Annotated in this window: 3 protein-coding genes and 1 pseudogene; 2 read left to right on the top strand and 2 right to left on the bottom strand. The window is 59.0% G+C overall.

Annotated elements, in window-relative coordinates; all coding sequences use genetic code 11:
• Together IRZ24_RS18290 and pstS are read right to left on the bottom strand one after the other, a co-directional pair.
• A pseudogene (locus tag IRZ24_RS18290) lies at positions 1-457 on the bottom strand (hypothetical protein); the annotation flags it as partial.
• Positions 458-605: 148 nt separating this feature from the next.
• Positions 606-1,733 carry a phosphate ABC transporter substrate-binding protein PstS gene (pstS, locus tag IRZ24_RS18285; protein ID WP_297167503.1) on the bottom strand — a complete coding sequence of 376 codons (1,128 nt, stop codon included), beginning with the start codon at positions 1,731-1,733 and terminating at the stop codon, positions 606-608.
• 350 nt (positions 1,734-2,083) lie between these two features.
• On the opposite strand from pstS, the gene IRZ24_RS18280 reads away from it, so the two are divergent.
• Together IRZ24_RS18280 and IRZ24_RS18275 are read left to right on the top strand one after the other, a co-directional pair.
• The gene (locus tag IRZ24_RS18280; protein WP_297167500.1) at positions 2,084-2,518 is read left to right on the top strand and encodes an arsenate reductase ArsC; all 435 of its coding nucleotides are present in this window, start codon (positions 2,084-2,086) and stop codon (positions 2,516-2,518) included.
• On the top strand, positions 2,515-3,267 hold the full coding sequence (locus IRZ24_RS18275) for an MIP family channel protein (RefSeq protein ID WP_297167497.1): 753 nt from the start codon (positions 2,515-2,517) through the stop codon (positions 3,265-3,267). Before IRZ24_RS18280 ends, IRZ24_RS18275 begins: the two co-directional genes overlap by 4 nt.
• The last annotated feature ends 221 nt before the right edge of the window (positions 3,268-3,488 follow it).

Below are 3,488 nucleotides of genomic sequence, written 5' to 3'. Positions count from 1 at the left end.
GGGCAAAGGTGAGGAAGCCCCAGAGACCCAAAACCACGCTCGGGATGGCAGCCAGGCTATCTACCAGGAAAGTCAATACCACTTGCAGCTGGCGGGGGCAGAATTCGGCCAGATAGATGGCCGCGCCGATCCCTAGCGGGAGTGCCAGCGCCAGAGCCAGGGTCGATGTCGCCACCGTGCCGAAAATGGCGGGGCGCACCCCATAGCTCTGATGAATAGGGTCGAAGGCCTCATTTACCAGAAAGCGCCAGCCAAAGGTGCTAATCGTCGGCCAGGAGTTGCTGACCAGCACCAGGATCAGACCTCCGACAATGACCAGGACAGCCAGCCCAGCCAGGAGCACTATTCCCCGGAAGAAGCTGTCTCCTGGGTACTTGCGTCTCAGATGATACGCCTTGCGAAGGCGGCTCTGCAGCTCTTGCCATTTGCTGCCTGTGCGGGAAGGGTGAAGGAGCATCGTTCTCTCCAAACAGCTCTGATAGCATTGCAGAGTGCAGAGAGGCAGCAAGCACCAGTTCCTGCCGCCGTGGGTGAGGAGGGAAAGGAAAAGCCCAGACGCTGCATGAGAAAGGGCACCTTTTGCCTCTCTGCCAGAATTGATCTGGTTAGCCGCGATAGCAGCCCTGGTCACCGCAGCGCATCTTTTTGATCTGGGCCTCATCACGCTGCACGATCGTTTCCGGCAGCGGGACATACGCCAGATCAGGAGCATAGCGCTGGCCATCATGGACCATCCACCAGAGTAGATTAGCCAACGCCTCTCCCCGGCTGGGATCACGTTGGTTTTGATAGACCAGGACCCAGGAGTAGCCAGTAATCGGATAGGAGTCCTTCCCGGGTTCATTGACAATATAGAAGCGCAGATCTGCAGGGATGTTCGTCGCATTGGCAGCATCAGCTTTGGCCGTTTCCAGGGAGGGCTGCGTGAAGGCCCCATCGCGGTTTTGTACCAGGCCATACTGCATATTGTTCTTCAGGACATAAGCCAGCTCAATATAGCCAATGGCCCCCGCGGTCGTACGCACCGCTGCTGCAACTCCCTCATTCCCCTTGGCTCCTACACCCACTGGCCAATTGACGGTGGAACCCGCCCCCACCTGGCTGGCCCAGGCTTCACTGACTGTCGCAAGATACTTTGTGAAAATCGCAGTCGTACCACTTCCGTCAGAGCGATGGATCACCGTAATCGCCTGATGAGGCAACGATACATCTGGATTGAGTTGCTTGAGCCGTGGGTCGTCCCAGGAGGTGACCTTCCCGAGATAGATGTCCGCCAGCAAGGGACCGGTAAAGCGGACATGCTGCGTGCCGGGCACGCTGGTCAGGTTATAGGAAATGGCCTCCGCTCCGATGGTCACGGGAATATGCAGAATGGGACCATTTTGGCTTTTGGCCAGCTCCTCGTCTGTCATCGGGCCGTCCGAAGCCCCGAAGTCGACGGTCTGTTGCAGAAACTGGGTCTTGCCAGCGCCACTGCCAACCGACTGATAGTTGACTTGCACATGGCAGCCAATTTGAGCATACTCCGTGAACATCTTTGAGAACAGAGGAAAATCAAAGGTTGACCCTGCTCCTGTCAACAGATTCACTGAGGGGCAGGTGCCGGAACTTTGGACCCCCGTTGAAGAGTTGCCGCATGCTCCCAGTACTGGTGAGAGCAGCAAGAGGCTAAATAGCAATAGTAGAATCTTGCTGTGTCTGAGACGAAAGACGAGACCTATGCTATCTTCCATGACTGATACTCCTCCTCCTGATGATCGTGTCGCCTCTCTGGCCCACAGCCAGACCAACACCCTCTCCTGTCGGGCGGTGAGCTTGCCCCGACCGGCCTCATCTCAACTGTAAGGAGCAGCAGTTAACTCTGCCGAAAGGATTGGTAAAGTCTTCTGGAACAGACGATCACCTGGGTCCAGCTCTCTTGTTAAGGGAAGGTTAAATAGCGGCACGGACTTCCTCCTTGTCACCTATCCCTTGTTTTACCCTCGCGAGGAGTGTATACTCTACAAAAGAAATTGCCTCAATCTTATTTGTAGCAATTTGGAAACTGCAGTTTCCGGAGGCCAAAAGAAAGCAAGGAGCGACAATGAGCAAGCGTGTACTTGTCCTCTGCACAGCGAATTCCGCCCGGTCTCAGATGGCAGAGGGACTGCTGCGGACCCTGGCAGGGAATCAGCTCGAGGTTGCCAGTGCTGGGATTGCCCCTTCGCAGGTTCATCCGCTGGCGCGGCGTGTCATGGCCGAGCGCGGGATTGATATCAGTGCCCAACGTGCCAAGTCCGTCGATGAGTTCCGTGGACAATCATTCGATGTGGTGATCACGGTTTGTGACCAGGCAGCAGAGCAGTGTCCAGTCTTCCCCGGCAGGGCGCAGCGACTGCATTGGAGCTTTCCTGATCCTGCAGCAGTGACTGGCAGCGAGGAGGAGCAACTTGCTGCCTTCCGGGCCGTGCGTGATGGCCTGGAACAGCGTATTCGGGAGTGGTTGGCGCAGGAACAGCTGGGGGCGGCTGCGGTATGAGTGAGCAGAGGGAGGAACGACCAGGGTTGCTCCGCCGTGCGGGGGCTGAGCTGCTGGGAGCGGTGATCCTGGTGATGGCAGGATGCGGCTCAATCGTGGTCGAGGCTCAGACGCGAGCCCTCACACATCTGGGAGTGGCCCTCGCCTTCGGTCTGGTCATCTTTGTCCTGATCGCTGCCTGTGGGCACCTCTCTGGCGCTCACTTGAATCCTGCGGTGACCGTGGCCTTCGCTCTCACGCGGCATTTTCCCTGGCGTGAGGTTCCCTGCTATGTCGGCGCCCAGCTCGCGGGCGCCAGTGGGGGCGCGGCGATCTTACGTCTGCTCGTAGGAAACGCTGCCCAGCTCGGTGCCACCCTTCCCCACGGGAGTCCCTGGCAGGCTCTGGGCATGGAAGTGCTGCTCTCGGCAGTCCTCATGTTCGTTATCATGGCTGTCGCCACTGATACCCGGGCTGTCGGTCAGACCGCAGCGCTGGCGATCGGGGCTGCTGTAGCCTTGGATGCACTCTGGGGCGGGCCGATCAGCGGCGCCTCGATGAATCCTGCACGCTCGTTCGGTCCAGCACTGCTGGCTGGCGCCTGGCAAGATCACTGGGTCTATTGGCTTGGGCCTGTGCTGGGTGCCTGTCTCGGTGCTGGCCTCTACCAATGGCTTCGCGCTCCTTCCCGCCCAAGATCTTCCTTCCACTCCCCCGAAGACTGCCACGCCAGGGGGATACCTTCGTCATTCCCTGGTACCCAGGAGTAGCAGAGCAGGTGCCCGGGCGAGTCAAGACATGGGCCAGGCTCGCTGAAGAGCGCAGTGCCGGCAGAGGCCCCCTTATGGATGCTGTGGCCCTTGTGTCTGGCGCTCCCCAGCGCCAGGCAAGGCCTCGGCCTGGGTGAAGAGGCGCGCAGACCACAACAGTGCGAGCGTGGCCAGGGCAGAGAGTATCGCCAGGTAGGTGAACGCTACGAATGGTGAGAAGA

It is taken from the genome of Thermogemmatispora sp. (genome assembly GCF_019683755.1).
Lineage (GTDB): Bacteria > Chloroflexota > Ktedonobacteria > Ktedonobacterales > Ktedonobacteraceae > Thermogemmatispora.
Note: the sequence above shows the minus strand (reverse complement) of the source record. Positions and strands in the feature narration are given on the sequence as shown.